23 protein-coding genes and 1 tRNA gene are annotated in these 18938 nt (G+C 32.7%); 6 read left to right on the forward strand and 18 right to left on the reverse strand.

Annotated features, from left to right (window positions below):
• Window position 1 precedes the first annotated feature (1 nt).
• The 4 genes from EU91_RS0108800 to EU91_RS09665 are packed head-to-tail and all read left to right on the forward strand — an operon-like array spanning window position 2 to window position 992.
• Window positions 2-334: a hypothetical protein gene (locus tag EU91_RS0108800; protein ID WP_032524845.1), complete on the forward strand. Its 333-nt coding sequence runs from the start codon at window positions 2-4 to the stop codon at window positions 332-334.
• Window positions 331-495 (forward strand): hypothetical protein, encoded by a 165-nt coding sequence (locus tag EU91_RS09485; protein WP_193741634.1) that lies wholly within the window; start codon window positions 331-333, stop codon window positions 493-495. The genes EU91_RS0108800 and EU91_RS09485 overlap by 4 nt, the downstream gene beginning before the upstream one ends.
• Entirely contained in the window at window positions 479-874 is a 396-nt protein-coding gene (locus tag EU91_RS0108805; RefSeq protein ID WP_241433947.1) for a hypothetical protein, read from the forward strand. The genes EU91_RS09485 and EU91_RS0108805 overlap by 17 nt, the downstream gene beginning before the upstream one ends.
• Window positions 867-992 carry a hypothetical protein gene (locus tag EU91_RS09665; protein WP_275040671.1) on the forward strand — a complete coding sequence of 42 codons (126 nt, stop codon included), beginning with the start codon at window positions 867-869 and terminating at the stop codon, window positions 990-992. The genes EU91_RS0108805 and EU91_RS09665 overlap by 8 nt, the downstream gene beginning before the upstream one ends.
• Here the strand turns inward: EU91_RS09665 and EU91_RS02270 are convergent.
• The 15 genes from EU91_RS02270 to EU91_RS0108820 all read right to left on the reverse strand — a co-directional run bounded on the left by EU91_RS02270 (window position 989) and on the right by EU91_RS0108820 (window position 14183).
• Window positions 989-1384 carry a hypothetical protein gene (locus EU91_RS02270; RefSeq protein ID WP_072012902.1) on the reverse strand — a complete coding sequence of 132 codons (396 nt, stop codon included), beginning with the start codon at window positions 1382-1384 and terminating at the stop codon, window positions 989-991. The genes EU91_RS09665 and EU91_RS02270 overlap by 4 nt on opposite strands.
• 22 nt (window positions 1385-1406) lie before the next feature.
• Complete coding sequence (locus EU91_RS02265) at window positions 1407-1565, reverse strand: hypothetical protein (protein WP_241433948.1); 159 nt, start codon at window positions 1563-1565, stop codon at window positions 1407-1409.
• A 239-nt stretch (window positions 1566-1804) separates the two neighbouring features.
• Window positions 1805-3061 carry an AAA family ATPase gene (locus EU91_RS02260; protein WP_032524848.1) on the reverse strand — a complete coding sequence of 419 codons (1257 nt, stop codon included), beginning with the start codon at window positions 3059-3061 and terminating at the stop codon, window positions 1805-1807.
• Window positions 3048-4016, reverse strand: coding sequence for a hypothetical protein (locus EU91_RS02255; RefSeq protein WP_032524849.1), 969 nt, complete (start codon window positions 4014-4016; stop codon window positions 3048-3050). The genes EU91_RS02260 and EU91_RS02255 overlap by 14 nt, the downstream gene beginning before the upstream one ends.
• A complete protein-coding gene (locus tag EU91_RS0108815) occupies window positions 4013-4285 on the reverse strand; it encodes a hypothetical protein (protein ID WP_052041308.1) in 273 nt (90 codons plus the stop codon). The genes EU91_RS02255 and EU91_RS0108815 overlap by 4 nt, the downstream gene beginning before the upstream one ends.
• A gap of 6 nt (window positions 4286-4291) precedes the next feature.
• The gene (locus tag EU91_RS02250; protein WP_032524850.1) at window positions 4292-4483 is read right to left on the reverse strand and encodes a hypothetical protein; all 192 of its coding nucleotides are present in this window, start codon (window positions 4481-4483) and stop codon (window positions 4292-4294) included.
• Window positions 4484-4622: 139 nt separating this feature from the next.
• Window positions 4623-5912 (reverse strand): tyrosine-type recombinase/integrase, encoded by a 1290-nt coding sequence (locus EU91_RS02245; protein WP_032524851.1) that lies wholly within the window; start codon window positions 5910-5912, stop codon window positions 4623-4625.
• 136 nt (window positions 5913-6048) lie between these two features.
• A tRNA-Ala gene (locus tag EU91_RS02240) sits at window positions 6049-6121 on the reverse strand.
• A gap of 267 nt (window positions 6122-6388) precedes the next feature.
• Window positions 6389-8674, reverse strand: a complete 2286-nt coding sequence (locus EU91_RS02235) for a DUF3769 domain-containing protein (protein WP_032524852.1) — start codon at window positions 8672-8674, stop codon at window positions 6389-6391.
• Window positions 8675-8738: 64 nt separating this feature from the next.
• A complete protein-coding gene (lexA, locus tag EU91_RS02230) occupies window positions 8739-9356 on the reverse strand; it encodes a transcriptional repressor LexA (protein WP_032524853.1) in 618 nt (205 codons plus the stop codon).
• 57 nt (window positions 9357-9413) lie between these two features.
• The gene (gene argF / locus EU91_RS02225; RefSeq protein ID WP_032524854.1) at window positions 9414-10340 is read right to left on the reverse strand and encodes an ornithine carbamoyltransferase; all 927 of its coding nucleotides are present in this window, start codon (window positions 10338-10340) and stop codon (window positions 9414-9416) included.
• A gap of 29 nt (window positions 10341-10369) precedes the next feature.
• Window positions 10370-12232: an ATP-dependent zinc metalloprotease FtsH gene (gene ftsH, locus EU91_RS02220; RefSeq protein ID WP_032524855.1), complete on the reverse strand. Its 1863-nt coding sequence runs from the start codon at window positions 12230-12232 to the stop codon at window positions 10370-10372.
• 114 nt (window positions 12233-12346) lie between these two features.
• Window positions 12347-13441, reverse strand: a complete 1095-nt coding sequence (ribD, locus tag EU91_RS02215; RefSeq protein ID WP_032524856.1) for a bifunctional diaminohydroxyphosphoribosylaminopyrimidine deaminase/5-amino-6-(5-phosphoribosylamino)uracil reductase RibD — start codon at window positions 13439-13441, stop codon at window positions 12347-12349.
• Window positions 13442-13456: 15 nt separating this feature from the next.
• Complete coding sequence (locus EU91_RS02210) at window positions 13457-13957, reverse strand: DUF3122 domain-containing protein (protein WP_032524857.1); 501 nt, start codon at window positions 13955-13957, stop codon at window positions 13457-13459.
• Complete coding sequence (locus EU91_RS0108820) at window positions 13932-14183, reverse strand: hypothetical protein (RefSeq protein WP_032524858.1); 252 nt, start codon at window positions 14181-14183, stop codon at window positions 13932-13934. The genes EU91_RS02210 and EU91_RS0108820 overlap by 26 nt, the downstream gene beginning before the upstream one ends.
• Window positions 14184-14261: 78 nt before the next feature.
• On the opposite strand from EU91_RS0108820, the gene EU91_RS02205 reads away from it, so the two are divergent.
• A complete protein-coding gene (locus tag EU91_RS02205) occupies window positions 14262-15536 on the forward strand; it encodes a bifunctional cobalt-precorrin-7 (C(5))-methyltransferase/cobalt-precorrin-6B (C(15))-methyltransferase (RefSeq protein ID WP_032524859.1) in 1275 nt (424 codons plus the stop codon).
• A gap of 13 nt (window positions 15537-15549) precedes the next feature.
• On the opposite strand, the gene EU91_RS02200 is transcribed toward EU91_RS02205, so the two are convergent.
• Both EU91_RS02200 and pheS read right to left on the reverse strand, forming a co-directional pair.
• Window positions 15550-16458 (reverse strand): NAD(+) kinase, encoded by a 909-nt coding sequence (locus EU91_RS02200; RefSeq protein WP_032524860.1) that lies wholly within the window; start codon window positions 16456-16458, stop codon window positions 15550-15552.
• Window positions 16459-16527: 69 nt separating this feature from the next.
• Entirely contained in the window at window positions 16528-17535 is a 1008-nt protein-coding gene (gene pheS, locus EU91_RS02195; RefSeq protein WP_032524861.1) for a phenylalanine--tRNA ligase subunit alpha, read from the reverse strand.
• Between the two features lie 68 nt (window positions 17536-17603).
• Here pheS and surE point away from each other — a divergent pair, with 68 nt between their 5' ends.
• Window positions 17604-18413 carry a 5'/3'-nucleotidase SurE gene (gene surE / locus EU91_RS02190; protein WP_032524862.1) on the forward strand — a complete coding sequence of 270 codons (810 nt, stop codon included), beginning with the start codon at window positions 17604-17606 and terminating at the stop codon, window positions 18411-18413.
• Here the strand turns inward: surE and EU91_RS02185 are convergent.
• Window positions 18393-18926, reverse strand: a complete 534-nt coding sequence (locus EU91_RS02185; protein WP_032524863.1) for a DUF3611 family protein — start codon at window positions 18924-18926, stop codon at window positions 18393-18395. The two genes, surE and EU91_RS02185, sit on opposite strands and share 21 nt — an antisense overlap.
• Window positions 18927-18938: the final 12 nt, after the last annotated feature.

Here is an 18938-nt window from a genome sequence, read left to right on the forward strand (position 1 = left end):
TATGGCACTTGCAAAATTACACCCATGTTTTGGTTGGTTGCATCTTTCAGGCGAACATTATCGAATTGTTTTTAACAAGCTAATTCAGATGAGAGATGAACAAATGAAAAAAGGAACTTATGATTCTGGACTTCCCGAAGGTTACGAATCTTGGGCTTTTGAACATCTCAAAGAATTGGTAAAAATTCCAATTTATAAAAAAAGAATTGAGCAACATTTATCTCAATTAGATTTATCTATTTCCAATAGAGAAAAAGAATTAAATCAAACTTATCTTGCTGAAGAATTGGCAAAGATGAAAACCAGAAAAGAGTTAATTGAATCAGTTTTATGATCTCAAAAGAAGTAAGAGTTGTTGCTGATTATTTGGTTGAATTTTATGCCAATCCAACAACAGTTGCAGTTTTTGCTTCTTCACTTTGTTGGGCTATGAGAGAAATGAATATGTATTGTTTTGACCAAGAAATGAAGAGGGATTATGAAGAGAGCAAGTAAAAAAGAAACGGAAACAAGAGTTGCTCATGCAGCTGAACTTGTATTGGAAGGTAAAGCTTATAGTGCTGTTACTTCCCTTGTTGCCGAAAAATATTCAATATCCAGACGTAGAGCAAGGCAAATCGCTTCCCATGCCTACCTTTTAATAAAAGATGATGTTGAAGAAGGCGACCTTAATCGCCCTGAAATGACTGCAAAACTAATCTGTGTGTTAGAAACAGCCATGTTTGAAGCTATGAAGAAGGGTCAATTTAGTGCTGTTGCAGCCAATGCAAAAGTGCTTATGCGGTTGATTGGATTAGACCATCAGCAAGTTAATCACAATGTTGGTTTTAAGCATGGAAGATCAACAACTTACTTCAATGGGTCAAATGGATAAGAATAAAAAATCAATTTTAGATTTTATTCCTAAAGAAGATATTTTAGATTTTATTGATTCAGATAAAACGATTCTGGAGGAGATTCCAAAAGAAACAATATTAGAAGAATTGGATTAAAAAGGTATTTCTAAACTTTGCTCTTTTTGTTCTTTTACCCATTTCTCCATAACTTCATTCATTAAATCCGCTTTTTCTTTTTCAGTTCTTTTAATAACTTTCTCTCCTTCTTCGGGTTCAGATTTTCTTCTCCATATTCCATTTAGTGCATCTAAATTTCTTTGAGTATTTTTAAAAAATGCGGCATCACATTTACAGCAACCCCATGTTCGAGGTTCGGGGAAATCTGGTATGCAACCCTGAAAATGATATTTCGCTTCATAATAATCTTCAGCACTTGGCATACCAAAAACTGATTTCTTAACTTCCTTCGCACCACAATGAGGACAGATAGTTGGTTTCCTATCTGTTATAAACCAATCTTTCCTTTCTCTAATTGGATAACAGTTCATTTAATCTTTGTAGCATGTATTGCTAAAAAGAATCAACGTGGTTGAGCAAATAATTCCAATCAACAACTCCTCCCATTTTTTTCGTTTGATTATCTTGCCTTCTTAACTCTTGCCTTATTTGTTGTCTTTCTTTTGAATAATTTTTATCTTTACTTTCCTCTGGGTGGGAAAGGTAATCCATGATATTTCTCTTGGTGTAAACATCTAAAGAATCCATACTTCTATTATAGCTGAACTACTTTTTTTGTTTGCTCTCAATTCTGCTCTTAATCATAAAATTAGAAATTTAAAAGTAAATCTATAACTAAAATTTTAGATTCAATGACCCCTGCATATCGTGCAGATACCCTTTCTAAAAAGTGCCAATTTACCCTATTTAGGGGTGGTAAATAGGATAAATAGCCAGTTTTAAAAAAGCCTTTATTTTTTATTTGGGTAGAAAATTCTGCATTTTCCTTTCCCTTCAAAATTTCGATATTTTGAATAAATTAGCTTTTTATTTTCTAGTTGGTTAAGCGTTGATAATGCTTTAGTGTTGTCTCCTTCAAATTCTGATTTGAGATTTTCAACTAAATCTTGAGAAGTAGTAAACATGCCTTTATTCTTCTCATCACGCTGTTCAAGAAAAGTTAAAACCAACTCTTGCCTATCGTTTAGTTTTTCTCTTACTTTTTCCAATCTTAGGTTTTCAGCAATTTCTGATTTGCTCCCAAGATTTACCCAAACAGCCCGATCAACTTGCTCAATAACCATATCAACAGGCGTTGAATTTCTACCAGCTGAAGAAATCGTAACTCTATTATCATGTTTATCTTCAGGAATTAACCAATCTAATTCAAGTATTTGAGAAGCTTCCGCTGGCAAAGCTTTAGTTCCTCTACTTGCCTTAACTGCTCTTTCTCCAGAATTACCTCCGCTTGCATGATGCAACAAGATTGGTGTTGCTTTTGTTGCAGCAAGTGCTTCAGTCAACATGCGAATAGGCTCAACAGATGCAGCGTGGTTTTCATCTAAACCCAAGCCAGAAATAAGACTTGCAAAAGCATCAAATACAAAAATGGAATTAGGATCATTTTTTGCTAATCCATAAAGTAATTCAATACTTTCTTCAGTTAAGTGAAGTGGCTTGCCCTTATGCCATAACCTTTTTAATGGTTCTTTCAAAATAACTTTTCCTGATGCTGTTCTTTCAGCAAGTCCAGCTGGAATTAATATCTTGACCCAATCATTTAAAGGTTGATCCGATCCCACTATATAAATACTTCTTTTTTCTCCTTTGATTTCTTTGCCTAAATATTCAGTTGATCCTGAACTAAGTTGACCAAGAAATGCTCCAACCAAACTAGACTTTCCAACTTTAGGCATGGAAACAATAAGAGTTAAATTGGCTTCAGTAATTAATTGATCCCAAAGCCAACTCTCTTCAGAAACATCTAATTCAACATTAGGTTTCTCTCCTTCATCTATACCTTCAATATCTCTTCTAGCTTTAGCCAGAATTAGAAATACATCTTTGCTAGATAAAGGTATGCTTTCCATCTTTGCCTGATTTCTTAAAATCCCTGCTCTTTTAATAACTGGTTCATTTGTTGTTATTAAATAAACAGCCATTTCAACCAACCGATCAAAAGCTTTTGAATCATCTTCAATAGATTCAATAACATTATCTTTTAACACGAATTGACCTCCTTAATTTTGTGGTTCTTCTGGGTTTGTGTTTTTGGGGTTGGTCGAGTTTGAAAGTATTGCAAGTTGGACTTTGCCCGACTAAGGCATAGCCATTACTGGTAACATCTCCAATTTTTAAAAAGCCATGTTTTTTCTCTGCATTGAAGGTTGATCCATTCATGCAAAAAATTAGACCATTATCAGATTCAGAACACCAAAGTCTTTCATCTCTTCCGCAAATAATGCAGGGATTCATTTTTTTACTTTTAGTGCTAAATTTCCTTTTTCTTGAAAATGGTTCAAAACTTCCAATTTCTAAAATTAAATCCCAAACAATTTTTGGAGGTGGTTGAAGATTAGAAACAGTAAGTCCAGCTGGAGAATAATATTGCCCTTTTCCTAGCTCATGCTCTCCACTAAAAATAATGTAAGCTTTGTTGCTCAAGAAAATATCAAGTCCAGAATCTAAATAATTGATAGTTCTTTTAATTGATCTATTAGGCAATTCTGAAAGTAATTCATCACTCACTAGAAACACTTGCTTAAATCGCTGAACATTATCTGTTCTTCTGATATGCCAAGTTGGATAAGTGAAATCAATTCCCCTTTCAGCTGCAAAATCAAATGAACTTTCCTTGTCATAATCAAGGCAAAGTAAATTAGGACTTCTTACAGCTAGTGCAGCTGGAGCAAAACCTAAAGCTTCTAATAATGAAAGATGCGGTTCATCTCCCCATTCTTTAACTTTTGGTTTTTTACTTCCTTTCCATATTGGAAGGAATCCACAAAAGGATTGAATCTGCTCTAATTTCTGCACTTGAACCAATAACTCTTCATCACTAGAGCTAGTAATTGGAACAGGATTCAGGTTCAATAGCATCTGCAATATATGCAGGTGTTGTTGTTCTGGAGGTACAATGTTGTTGGTTACAGCATTAATGACCTCTATCTTTTTAGGGGTCATTTTTGTTGATCCTGAATAATTTTTTTTGCTATTTGAAAGTCCTTATATTTTGAAAATCCTCTTCTTCTTTTAGCTAAAGCTTCTTCGCATTTTTCAATATCCCATCTAATAGGGCTGTTATCAAATGCACCAGAAAACCACTCTTTATCTTGAACTAGAAAACCGCCTTCCAGATCCCGATAACGTCTTAGGGTTTTAGTTGATACCCCTAAGTACCTCGAAGCATCAGCTGTTTTTAACAGCTTTTGCCTTGCATATTCAGTTGTCATTGAATACTACAGAGTTATTCCTTTCCTCTTTAAAACCTCTTTCAAGTGACGTGGAAATTTAGGATAAACAGTCCTATAAATATCCAAAACAAACTCATCTCCAGCAGATTTTGCTTGATGAATCTTCCTAAGAAAATCATCAACGTCAATTTTTTTTCTACCAGATTTTTGTTTTAAGTTTAATTTGGGTCGCTTCATCTTCAGAGACTTAAGAAGTCAGGGTTTATATATGAGCTATTACTGAGGATCAGGGAAGCCGTAAATCTTCCTTTTGTTTACCTCTCTCCAAGAAATTAGATAATTTCAAGGCATCAATTATTGTCAGTATAGTGATTAATCAAGTGCGTGCAAGTGCGTATTTTTCCGCATTATTTTTATTAGCTTCTTCAATACGTTTTTTATTTTCTGCATCATTCGACCACTTGCCGTAATAGGTCAAATGAGTTTTTGGATCGTGACCCATATAATCGCAAATTGTTCTTAGTGGTAATGCAGGGGTCGTTTCCATTGATGCTCTCCAAGCAAAAGAATGACGAAAACTATAGGGAACATAATTTGGATTTTTAGTTTTTAATTCTTTCCAAAACCAAAATCTATTTAACATTTTTCCAAATCTTTCTCCTATTAATTTGTAGCCTTTTTCATCATCTGATTTTGCAATAGCTCTAAGAATTGGATCAGGATATTTTATTTTTCCAGACTCTAAATCAGAAATAATTTTTTCTCCTTCTTTTGCAAGATTAGGTAAATTTAGAGGTTCCACAGTTCTTACATGTGGTTCTTCAAGCATGGTTTTTACGTTTTGTTTTAGGGTTGTAATTTCAACTTTTTTATTTTTAATTTTCATATTTGCTATCTCTGAAATCCTTATTCCATATACCGCTGAGAGTACCACTATTGCCCTTAGACCAAGCTTATTTTCTCTCTTTAATGCTTCTAATAACATCTCAAGATCAGGGGTAGAAATGGGTTCTCTGACCTTTGATTTTTTACCTTTTGGAACTGCACCAATATATTTTGCATATTGTTTTGAAGTTAAAGGCAACCATTCAACACCTAAATATTTTTTCTCTAAAACAGCCCAATTTAAAAATGCTCTTAAATCTCCCATATTTCTTTTTCTACCAACTCCGCCTTTTGGCATAGTTCTATCAAAAAATAATTCTGCATAATTTTTAAATAATTGTTCTCCATTTCTTGGCTTTGGTTTTGCATTAACAGCTTGCAAAGTTCTATACATTCTTGTCATCAAATCACGCTTTGTTGTATCTCTTCTATTACCTCTTTCGTCATAAATAAATTCATCAGTTAATGCTTCCCAATTAATTTCTTTTTTAATTCCTTTTGATATTTTTCCTCCATTAATTAGTTCATAAGCTTTGGCTAAATCAACATTTCTTTCTTTCATTAAATCAGCAAGTTCATCAATAATATCTGTCATTTTTTTGCTGTTATCTGAAGCCCAATTAAGGTCAAGCAAAATAGAATTTCTTGAACCATCTGGGTATCTATAAACAACCTTAGTTATCAACTTATTATTCTTTTCCCAACCAGATATTGACCAACCAAAGCCATGATTGGATTTTATTAATTGCCTTGTCATAGCAACCCATTTTGGAGATTTCATTTCTGCAACAAAAAAAATACTTCTAAGAGCATTTTAGAGAGCAGAATCGCATAAACAAGCTTGGACAAGTAGTGACAAAAGTTATGTTATTACTAAACGCTGTCTGAAAACTATTGGTATGACTGAAAAAATTAAGTGGAGCCATGCGGATTTGAACCGCAGACCCCCTGCATGCCATGCAGGTGCTCTACCAGCTGAGCTATGGCCCCCTAATCTTGAAACGCAACTCATATCAATCAATCTTAAGATTTTTTTAGTAACGTCCTTAATTCTTATATTACTTTATTGCGTTTAATTATTGGAATCTACTCTTTAAAATTGTCCTAGAGATTAACAAGTTGTAGTACCATTTCTAAATCTTTCCTTGATCCATTTCGCAGCTTCTTTAAAATTGTTTTTGGGAATGGATAGATGATAGAAAAAGAAAAAAAACAAATTAGGTTTAAAACAAGAGGATTAAAGATATAAACCAATCTTTAGAATTTATCACTCAATCCAGAATAATCAAAATTAAATATATTAAATTTTATACCTGCACTCTTATCTGTTGAATTATAAAAAGCACCTATTGAATAAGCTCTTCTTTTAAAATCTAATCCATATTTTACATTTGTATAAGATCCAGTATTTAAATTTACAGAGGTATCAAAACTTAATAACAATGGGCCAAAAATCTGTTGTTGTAAATTTAAGTTTATTCTTGGTTCATCATCGATGTTATCGAAACTGAATGGACTCTGGCCTTCTTTTAAAGTGTAATTATAATTAGCTCTGACTTTAGTGTAATCTAAGATTTTTTTCTTAAAGCTTCCAATAGTTAAAACTGGTCCGGTTTTAAACTTTAAAACATTTTGATTAGATCCATCACTATATAAGAAAATACCTGATTGAATTGCTGTTGACCAATCTAAAGATTGCGAAATAACATTAGGAGTAAATTTATAAGTTTTATCTATAGTTTTATCTAATGCATTTTTCTTCCAAATTGGAAATTGATAATTATATTGTCCTACAAAAGAATTTCTAAACAATTCTCTAAATTCATCTACGGATCTACTTTTAGACTTGAAATGTCCTAGATCATAAATTAAAGATAAACTTGAATATTTCTCATTGTTTAACCATGCTTTTTTATTTGCGATATTAAATCCACTCGCAAAATGAATCTCTTCAGTAGCAAAATCCTTTACGACCTTTTCTCTAAAAATGTTATAAATTTGAATATCCAATAAATTAGTAAAAGTTTGTTTATTCTTTTCTGAATAAATGTTTAAAGAGTTATCTTCTTTAAAGTTAGGTTTTGAATCAGCAGTTTCGTCAATACCAATAAAATTATTTAAAAACTTATCGTTATTTAAATCTCCCTGAATATCACTTATTTTATTTAAAGCATAATCATTAGTTATATTGCTTTTAGTTTTCTGAGTATTTTTTAAATTGATTCTCTTTGATAATATTAACTTAGTTCTTAATGACTCATCAAGTCTAGAGATATCTAAACTATTTAACTGAATTTTGGATTCAATGTTCCAATTTTTCTCTTTACCATTTAATAACAAATCTAAAGCAAGGTAATCAGAAAAACTTATATCATTCTTTTCTTTACCGCTGAAAACCGAGGTATTTTTTGCTCTAAAGGCATTTGTATTGCCCTTAAGAGCTCTTTGTATTAAAAAATAAGGTTGGAGTTGCAGACTAAAATCTCTGAAAATCTTCTTTGGGTATGAGCTTCTATAAAAAAAGTATCCATCTTTGTCATCAAAATCAGCTCCAAATCCCCATCTTATTAAAGAATCCTCTTTATCAATAACTGATTGTCTTCCAATTGGTATTTTTAATTTATTATCTAATATTATCCAGCTATTTTTGCTCAAAAGTCTTAACTTATTATCAATTATTTCTGCAGAAAAATTTTTACTAAGAAAAATAAATTGTGGTTTATTATAAATATCATTTGTAAAATATATTTTTTTTGATTCTAAAGTTTTTGAATTATAGATAAACTCATTAGTTTTATATCTCCACCTACTAATTTTAGGAATTTCTAAATCTGTATCTGTAATATTAAAAGCTTTATCATCTTCAAATTTATTTACCAATCCTATCGTGGCAGTATTTATATATTTTGGTTGATTAGTGCCCTTTATTTTTTCTAATTTTTCTAATTTTTTTGCATTCTTATCTAATTCTAATTTGAAATCTTCTCCAAAAGTTTTACTATCTAGCAATCCATAAACATCATAAATATTACCTGTATCTTCTTTTAAATTATAAATTAGTTTTGAAGCTTCAAAATACTGCTCCCCTTTTTTAAATATTACATTTCCAACTACAGTTAATATTTTATTTGTAAGATCATATTTTACTAATTCGGCTGAAAGGGTTGCATCAGAAAGATAAATTATCGCGTTACCTTCTGCTACAAATAAATCTTTATCTCTATACTGTAAATCGGAATCTATTTCCACAAAAAACTCTTCTTCTAAATCTTTTTGTTCAAACGCCAAAAGATTAAATAATCCATCTCCATTAGCTTTTAAATCCTCAATCATTTTGTTTTTAGATATATAGTTACTAATTGAAAAATCAAAGCCTTTTTGAGTTTCCATAGGTTTAAATTGAGGAGAATTATTATTTATTTTTGTTAAATCACTTAAATCAAGATCTTTGGCAAAAATTTTGATTGGATGAATAGGTAAGAAGTCAAATATCAATAATCCATTTAAAAAAATAAAAAGATTTATTTGTTGAAAATTTTTCAATATTTTTTTCAGTTATGAAATTTATTATATGTTAATCAGCGAACTAAATAGAAATTTTTTAAATTTAGACTTTCCTCCAAACTGCAAGTAATTTTCCTTGAATCGAGATTTGATCAATATCAACAATTATTGGCTCATAAGCAGGATTTGCTGCCTCTAGAAATACTTGTCCTCCTCTCTTAACAAAATACTTTAGAGTAGTTCCTAACCCAGGAACCATTGCACTAACAATAGTTCCATTCCTAAGAGAGTATGAATCAGTGATTGGCTCCATCAAAACCATGTCTCCATCAGCTATACAGGCATCTATCATTGAATCTCCATTAACTGTAAGAGCAAAAACATTTTTCTTTTTTAAAACATCTGAAATATCTAAATTCTCTTGAACATCGGAAAAAGTCTCAATTAAACCTCCAGCTGCGACCGAACCCATAATTGGTACTCCTTCTATAATTTCATCAACTATTTGCATTGTTCTTGCTTTACCTTCTTGCCATGAGATATATCCCTTTTCTTGTAAATGCTTTAAGCGACTTTGAATTGGGGCAGGAGATTTTAATCCCATGGCTTTCATCATCTGCCTGATTGATGGGCTATGTTGGAAGTTTTTCATATAATCTTTTATCCAACCATAGAGCTCATTTTGAGCTTGCGTAAGATTATCCCCTGAGGAGGTTTCCATAAAACAAATATAAACTAATACATTTGTACCCTTTTATTAATTAATTTGCAAGTATTCCTATTGGATAAGGCAGGATAAGAGTGCTTGTTGAACATGTAGTCTATTTTCCGCTTGATCAAAAATCCTACTGTTTTTACTTTCAATTACTTCATCAGTAATTTCTTTATTTCTATAAGCAGGCAAACAATGCAAAACAATTGCATCTTTATTAGCCTTACTTAACAAATCAGTATCAATAGTAAATCCATTAAATTCTTTATCTTTATTCTCCTTTTGATTTTCCTCTCCCATAGAAGACCAAACATCTGTGTACAAAACATTTGCTCCTTTTACAGCAGTTTGGGGATCATGAATGATTTTTAACAAATCATCACTTTTATAAATTTCACGAGCTTTTTTGATAATAAAAGGATTTGGCAAGAACCCCTTTGGACAAGCAATCCTTACTTCAACTCCTAATAATGCCCCACACAAGATCAAGGAATGTGCAACATTATTTCCATCGCCTATAAAAGTCAAAACTACATTTCTAAAATCTTGAAATACCTCCTTTATTGTTAAAAAATCAGCTAAGGCCTGACATGGATGTTCTAAATCTGTAAGAGCATTGATAACTGGTTTTGTAGACCACTTTGCATACTCCTCAAGATCTGAATGATTAAAAGTTCTAATTGCAATTAAATCGCAATATCTACTTAGAACCCTTGCTGTATCTTTTATAGGTTCACCTCTACCTATTTGTGATGTGGTCGGATTGAGATCTATAGTTGTCCCCCCAAGTCTTGACATTGCGACTTGGAAACTAACTCTTGTACGAGTTGATGATTTGTCAAAAATTAGACCCAAGACTTTATTTTCATATTCCAGATTTAGGCTATTATTCTTTATATTTTTTGCAAGATCTATAATATGGGTGCACTCTTCAGTTGACATATCTAAGCTTGATAAAAAATCTTTTTGTGCAAGCTTGATAGGTTTTATCATCTAACTTATCTATAAAAACCTAAATTATACTATGCAGGCATTTTACATTCTTCCAAGAGAGCTTTGAGATCATCACCTTCAATAACTTCCTCTTGGAGAATTTTTTGAGAAATTGATTCCAAAAGAGATAAATTGTTCCTTAAAATTTTGAGTGCAGTCTCATGTGCATCATCAACTAGCTCTCTGACCTCTTTATCAATTGCCTGAGCGGTGGCGTCACTAACAGATCTTCTAGGATTATTTCCATTACCTAAAAACTGACCTCCGCCTTGTTTGTCGTAAGCAAGAGGTCCAAGAATATCGCTCATTCCAAATGTGCCAACCATTTGTTCTGCTATATCTGTTGCTCTTTGTAGATCGTTTGAAGCACCAGTAGTAATCTTCCCAAAAACAACTTCTTCTGCAGACCTACCTCCAAGCAGTGTAGCTATCTGTCCTTTTAATTCATCTTTTGAATTCAAGAACCTTTCTTCCGTTGGCAGTTGAAGAGTATATCCAAGCGCACTCATACCTCTTGGCACAATGGAAATTTTTGCAACTTTTGACCCTCCGGGCATAAGGTGACCAACAATGGCGTGGCCAACTTCATGATAGGCTACAACTTTCTTCTCATCATCTTGTAGAACTCTACTTTTCTTTTCAAGACCAGCAACTACCCTTTCAATAGCCTCACTCAAATCCTGTTGTTCCACACTCTTTCTTTTAGCTCTTGCAGCAAGTAAAGCAGCCTCATTAACCATATTAGCCAAGTCGGCTCCTGCGAAACCACTTGTAGCCTGTGCAATAGAGTCTAAGTCTATTGAATCAGCTAATTTAACTTTCTTAGTGTATATCTCCAGTATCGTTTTTCTCCCAGACAAATCGGGTCTATCTACTAGTACTTGTCTATCAAATCTACCGGGTCTTAAAAGAGCAGCATCAAGGACTTCTGGTTGGTTGGTCGCAGCAAGAACTATCACAGGCTTATCAGTAGAAGCAAAACCATCCATTTCAGTAAGTAGCTGGTTTAGGGTTTGCTCTCTTTCATCGTTACCTCCTACAACTCCCATTGAACCAGAACGACTTTTACCAATTGCATCTAACTCATCAATAAATATTATGCATGGAGCTTTCTTTTTAGCTTGTTCAAATAAATCTCTAACTCGGGCTGCACCAGCACCAACAAAAAGTTCTACGAATTCAGAACCAGAAATAATAAAAAAGGGAACCTCAGCTTCACCAGCAACTGCTTTTGACAAAAGAGTTTTACCTGTTCCAGGAGGGCCCACTAAAAGTACACCCTTGGGAATTCTTGCGCCAATATCTGTATATCTTTCTGGTTTTTTTAAAAAGTCAACTATTTCAGTTAATTCATCTTTAGCCTCATCAACACCTGCCACATCAGCAAAAGTTACTTTTGATTCATCATCTGGAACATAAACTTTAGCCTTACTTTTTGTAAAACTTAAAGCCCCTTGTGCGCCTCCACCTCCCATACTTCTCCTTGCAAAAAATTGCAAAACAAGTATAAAAATCAATGGAGGTACAACCCAGCTTAAAATTGTTGAAAAGAAATTAGGTTTTTTAGGAGGTGCAGCGGCAAATTCTACCCCTTTACTCTCTAGTCTTTGTGGTAAATCCATATCAAAGATAGGAGTTGTAGCTAATACTGAAGGAGCACCTTCCTCAGCCCCATTCAATTCATATCTAATTTGCTCTTGAGTAATATATGCTCTTTTAACTTCACCATCATTTACTTGATCGATAAAAAGTGAATAAGGTACTCTTGGTATCTGCATATTCTGATTCGGGAAAAGACTACTGAATAAAAGTAAAGCTCCAACTCCTATTAAAATGATATTAACTATTCCGAATCTTCTATTAGGTTGATTATCGTCTTGTCTTATTGGCATAGTGGTGTCAAATTATGAACTTATTATAAACTAAACCAAGAGTTTCCGTATCTGTATTATTTTATTTGGGTAAGAACCGTACGGTACTTTGACCCATTTTCGTTGGAAGCGAAATTAATAATCTAATGAACTCTTAAGGCATATATCATTTCCAATCAAACCAAACTGAGAATTTCTTAGTTCAATAATTTCCTTCATTTCACTAAAGTCAAGATCACTTAAAGGATTCATAGAATTTTCTCCTCCTAAAATTTTTGGAGCAATAAAAGCAATAACTTCTTGAATACAATTAGATTTAATAGCAGCTGTAGCCAATCTAGGTCCACATTCCCACAAAACCTTGTTACAACCTCTTTTAGCTAGTATTCTTGAAATTAATTCTGGATTATCTGATGATATTTTTTTAACCTCCACGCATTTAGGAATCCTATTAAGGTAACCTTCATTTGCTGTAGAAGAATCATAAATAATAATAGTTTTTGCTTTATCGCAATCCCAAAGATTAGATCTTGAAGGTAGATCCAAACTTTTTGTAAAAATTACTCGTAAAGGCTCAGGATTTTTTAAACCCCTTGAAGTCAAAAGAGGATTATCTTTTCTTAATGTATTTCCTCCAATGATTATTGCATCAAATTCTGCTCTAAAAGAGTGAACTAATGATCTTGATTCTTCATTAGAAATCCATTTACTTTTTCCATTTTTTAAACCTATTCTGCCATCAATACTCATTGCCCATTTAAGTACCCCAAATGCTTTTTCAGTTTTATTCCTATGAATAAAAGCCTTATTTAATTCTAAAGATTCTTTTTTACATAAACCCAATTCAACTTGAATTCCAGCCTCTTTAAGCAATTTAATACCTTTACCAGCAACTCTTTTATCAGGATCTTGAATAGATATAAAAATTTTTTTAATTCCTGAAGAAATTACCTTACTTACGCATGGAGGTGTTTTGCCATGATGGCAGCAAGGTTCAAGATTTACATACATTGTTCCACCTTTAGCATCTTTTTTTAAATTATTAAAAGCCATCGCCTCAGCATGAGGCATCCCTGTCCTGTAATGAAAACCTTCCGAGATAAGATTTCCATTCTTATCAATTATTACTGCTCCCACACTAGGGTTAGGACTAGTTGTATTTTTGCCTAAAGAAGCCAAAAAAATTGCCCTTTTCATCCATTTTGTATGGCTTACATTTTTTTCAGACATCTCTAAAAATCAATTTCAGTTTATTGATCTCCATTCTTTAACAACAAAGGGAGGGACAGGCAGCTCAGAAAAAACTCCCGACAAAGATAATCTTAATGGTCTATTTTTATCTAAATTTTTAATCAATTCATCAAGATCAAATTCTGCAGCAGCTTGTCTTCCATCATTTGCTAATTCTACATTAAGTAATGTTTTATCATCCAAAATCCACTTTTTCCTTCCTGATTCAACACTTAAGTCAGTGGGATGATCAATCCTAAGATTGCCGGGATATCCTATTACTCTCAAGATCAATTTATCTGCAAAAAGAGGAGATTTATAAGCTACTAATTGCCAAGTTTCAAAATCCAAATCCCTTAAAAACTCACTACTAGCATTTATTAATTCCCCATTTATTTCTGTTTCAGCAACTTCTGCAGATACTTTTAATGGATTAAAAATAAGGGATATTAGTAAAACTAAAGGGAAAATTCCTTTTAAAAAAATATTTTTACTTGATTTTGTAATTTTCTTCATTTTCAGAATCCATCAGTGCATCTAGAGTTACAGCTGTTCTTACAATAGCTTGATATCTTTTTATTATTTTACGATTTTTTTCTATAACTCGAGATAAATTCAAAGTGTCTTTTTCAGAATAGCTAGATGTCAAATCACTAGAATCTTCTTCAATAAACTCAAAATCACTATCTTTATTAATTAGAGTTAACAATAAATCATGTAATCTCTTTCTCCTTTCAGACAATTAATTTACTATGATGGCTCGAATAATAATAAGATAATTTAATAAAACATTCAATCAGTTTAATACCTTTAAATATCTATGACCGAAGTTAATAGAAAAATTCATGTATTAGGTATTAATTCATTTAAATTTAGAGATTTACCTTCCAAATTACAAGATCTATTTATAAGTACAAGAAATATTGCAGTTCCCAATTCATATTTTGAAGAAATAAAATCATGGATCGATAATGATTCAAAAAAAAATAAATCATTTTTTTCCAGCAACAGTAATAACGAACTTATTCACTGGATTAGATCTCAAAAAACTGATGTTATTTTAATTTCGAGAGGAGATCCACTTTGGTTTGGAATTGGGAGAATACTACTAGAAAATTTTTCAAAAGATGAATTAAGTTTCTACCCTTCAAATACCTGCATTCAATTAGCATTCAGGAAGTTAAAGATCCCATGGCAAGATACCGTTAATGTTAGTATTCACGGCAGAGATTCAACCAAGTTAGTTGAGGCTCTTAAAGCAAGGCCTTCAAGTTTAGCTATTATTACAGATTCAAATAACAAAAGTTTAGAAATAATTAAAAAAAACTTATCAGAATTAGATCTGATTGACCTCTATGATTTTTGGCTCTGCGAGGAGTTAGGCTTTGATGATGAAAATATAAGAAAATTAAATCTTAAAGAGTCATTTCCCTCTGATATATCAAGTTTGAACATTGTTGTTCTTATAAAAACAAAGAATAATTACTCAAATAATAATCTTCCACTTTTCGGGATTAAAGACCATATTTTTAAAACTTTTGATGATAGACCAAATTTATTAACAAAAAGAGAGGTTCGCGTTCAAATATTAGCTGATCTAGAGCTCCCTAAAAATGGTGTTATATGGGATATAGGCGCAGGTTGTGGTTCAATTGGTTTAGAGGCATTAAAAATACGGCCTAATTTAAATTTATTTTGTATTGATAAAAGGATTGGCACAAAAGCACTAATATTAGAAAACTCAAAAAGGCTTGGTGTTAAACCAAAATTTATTTTTGAGGAAGATATAAACAATACCTTAAATACGAGAAATTTAAGTTCATTTGAAAAACCCAATAGATTAGTAATTGGAGGTTGTAATAAAAAGACTAAAATTAAAATTATTAAAAAACTGGCTCAGGGAATGAGTGATGGAGATATTATCGTTATCCCAATAATTGACATTCAAACTATTAGAGAATTAAAGGAGGAATTAGAAGATAAAAATTTCAAAACAAATTTAAATTTAATTCAGACCTATAAAAGCTTAAGTATCGCTGAGGGAGCGAGATTAGAACCAAATAATCCTGTTTTTCTTTTAAAAGGGAAAAAATAAATTCAAATTATTGTTATTTGTTAGGTTTAGCCACATGTGGCAAACCCCAACCAAGCTTATTTCTTAAAACTTGGAAAAATTCATGGTCTTCAAGTCTAATAAATTTTACTGAATGTTTACTTTTTCTTATTAAAACTCTATCTTCAGGCCAAACATAACAACCAGCATTCCCATCAACAACCATCACTAATCTTTCGGGAGTCGCGGGGAAAACAGTCACTGGCTCTGAGTCATTAAAAACTAATGCTCTAGATGCCAATGAATGGGGAGCAATTGGAGTTAATTGGACGACTGGACAATCAGGTGTGATTACTGGTCCTCCAGCACTCAGAGAATATGCTGTAGATCCTGTTGGAGTTGATAAAATCACTCCATCAGCTGAAATATCCACAGGTGCATGTCTCCCTATAGAAATCTCAAAATGACACATACTTGTAAGAGGTTCTCTATGAAGTGCCATCTCATTAAGGCAAAGAGACTCCCATCTCCTCTGATCATTTCTCATTACACTGATTATGAAGCAAGTTCTTTCTTCAATATCCCAATTCCCAATAATGAGCTTATCAATAGCCTCATTTAAATTAGATAAATAAGCCTCTGCAAGGAATCCTAAATGACCAGTATTTATTGTAAGGATTGGAATTTTTGCAGGTGCAGTTTGCCTCGCTGCAGAAAGAACGGTTCCATCTCCACCAAGAACAATTGCAAATTCCATTGCCGAATCAAACCCCTCTGGAACGCAATTCGTATATCCCAAAGGACGAACATGTTGATCTGGATTTGCGAATCCAACCATCCCACCAGAACTGCTAACTCTTACTACCTCATAATTGGATTTTTCCAATTTTTCCTGCACAGAACTTGCAGTATGAACAGCCAGTTCTTTACCATCATTAACTATCAGTCCTGCTTTACGTACCAATCAAACAATTAAAACTATAATCATTTTAAACTAATAAGTTATACAATACTAATTAAATAATTTAACCTATTAAAACTGCTCTAGAAATCTAAGATCATTGGTATAAAATTTTCTGATATCGTCAATTTGATGTCTTACCATACAAAATCTTTCAACTCCTAATCCAGCCGCAAATCCGGTCCATTTCTCTGAATCTATTCCTAATTTTTCTAGGACCTTAGGATCTACCATTCCGCATCCCATTACCTCTAACCACTTTCCTTTCCATTGAACGTCTACTTCTGCAGAAGGCTCAGTAAATGGGAAATAACTAGCTCTAAATCTTACAGGAATGTCTCCAAAAAAAGCCTTTAGAAAAGTTAGAACTGTTCCTCTGAGGTGACTAAAATTAATATCCTGATCGATACATAAAACTTCAACCTGATTAAATATAGGAGAGTGAGTAGCATCTACAGCATCTCTCCTATAAACTCTCCCAGGGGCAATAATTCTTACTGGTGGAGGATTTTTTTCTAAATATCTAATTTGAACAGGCGAAGTATGAGTCCTCAAAAGTAGATTCTCATCTAAATAGAAAGTATCTTGCATATCCCTTGCAGGATGATTTTTGGGTATGTTAAGTGATTCAAAATTATAAAAATCACTTTCTATTTCAGGGCCACTTTCAACTGAGTATCCTAAACCACAAAAAATATCTATGATCTCATCTTGGGTTGAAATCAAAGGATGTTTATTCCCAGGAGGGGTTCCAATTGCAGGAATAGTTACATCAATTTTTTCGTTTTTAATCTGATGATCTAAAGCTTGATTGTTTAGTTGATTTTTTCTTTTAGTTATTAGATCTTGCAAATTTATCTTTATTAAATTTGCCTTCTGGCCAACAATTGGTCTATCAGTTGCAGATAATTGACCCATGGTTTTCAAAATCATTGATAAATCACCTTTTTTCCCAATGAGAGAAACTCTCAATTGATCCAGTTCTTCTTGAGTATTAGCATTATCTATATTATTTTTTGCAGTAAGAGAAAGATTATTTAGCTTTTCCTCAATTTGACTTAATGATTCAATTTGACTCACTGATATAGTAAAAATAAGTATTACTTTATCTTACTTAAATATCGTCAATAAATAAAATGAATTGATTAATGGAACCGTTAAATATACTAATTAGTAATGATGATGGTGTTTTTGCAGAGGGTATAAGATCTCTTGCAAAATCAGCACAGAAGAGAGGTCATAAAGTGACAGTAGTGTGTCCTGACCAAGAGAGATCAGCTACTGGTCATGGACTTACTTTGCAATCTCCATTAAGACTGGAAAGGGCAGACGAATTATTTGAGAAAGGAATAAAAGCTTGGGGATGTTCGGGAACTCCTGCTGATTGCGTCAAATTAGCACTATCTGAACTCTTGGATAATAAACCTGATCTTGTTCTATCTGGAATAAATCACGGGCCAAATTTAGGGACAGATATTTTTTGTTCTGGTACTGTTGCAGCCGCCATGGAAGGTACTTTAGAAAATGTTCCTTCCATGGCAGTAAGTGTTGCAAGTTTCAAATGGAAAAATTTTGAATTTGCTGGAGAAATTGCAATGAATATTGCTGAACAAGCAATTAACAATAGTTGGCCAGCTTCACTTCTCTTAAACTTAAATATACCTCCTTGCGAAAAAAGTGAAATAAAAGAATTATCCTGGACAAGATTATCAGTGAGAAAATATAAAAATCAATTTTCAAAAAGGGAAGACCCTAGGGGAGACGATTATTATTGGTTAGCAGGTGAGGTGGTTTTAGATCTTAAGTCAAAAGGTTACGGCCCAAAGAACTGGCCCAGCGACGTATCTCAAATACAAGATAATAAAATATCTCTTACACCTGTAGAACCAGATTTGTTTTGGAGGGGAGATTTAAACGACTTACCTAAAATTAATAATTCATTTATAAATCCTTCTTAAAAGCCATAAAGAAAAACAAAGTCCAAAATAATGAGCAGCAATCACTTGTGTATTACTTAGTACTGATAAAATCTCAAGTCCTGTAATTGGGATATCAGATGTCGCTGTTATCAATTGTCCGGTAGTTTGAGAGGATGCTTGTATAAATAGTGCGCCCATAAGAGCTTGATATCCAATTATTCCAAACAAAATTCCTAACAAATCAACTACCAAACCTCTTTTTATTAATTTAGTGGTTTGACCTCTTGAGGGTCTCGCATTACTTGCTATTGCTCTTCCTGTTCTAACTATTAACCAACCTTGCCAAAGACTAAAAAGTAGTAAAATCAAGGATATAGTTGTAAGTGATAAACCAGGAGATAGCCCAAGCTGTCCTTCGTTATTATTTACAACATTTGAAAAAAGCAAAACAGCTGCAACAACAACACCTAAAATGGATTGAACCCAAAAGCGTATCCATCCAATGCGTCGCATTCCAAATGAAAGGGACTGAAAATCAATTTTGTCAGACATTCATTTGATTGA

It is taken from the genome of Prochlorococcus marinus str. GP2, assembly GCF_000759885.1.
In the GTDB taxonomy this organism is placed as follows: Bacteria; Cyanobacteriota; Cyanobacteriia; order PCC-6307; family Cyanobiaceae; genus Prochlorococcus_A; species Prochlorococcus_A marinus_J.